1 protein-coding gene is annotated in these 268 nt (G+C 66.4%); it reads left to right on the forward strand.

The features are described from left to right. On the forward strand, positions 1 to 268 hold a 268-nt coding region (locus IF99_RS31505), incomplete at both ends, for an AMP-binding enzyme (protein WP_037828410.1).

Here is a 268-nt window from a genome sequence, read left to right on the forward strand (position 1 = left end):
ACGGAGAACCCGGAACCCGCATGTACCGCACCGGCGACCTCGCCCGCTGGAACACCAACGGCGACCTCCTCTACGAAGGCCGCACCGACGACCAGATCAAAATCCGCGGCTTCCGCATCGAACCCGCCGAAATCGAAGCCGTCCTCCTCACCCACCCCACCGTCCGACAAGCAACCGTCATCCCCCGCCAAGACCACCCCGGCGACACCCGACTCGTCGCCTACATCACCACAGAGGGCGCGGCGGAACCCGAACTCACCGCCACACT

The sequence above is a fragment of the Streptomyces sp. NRRL F-5630 genome (assembly GCF_000719475.1).
Classification (GTDB): Bacteria; Actinomycetota; Actinomycetes; order Streptomycetales; family Streptomycetaceae; genus Streptomyces.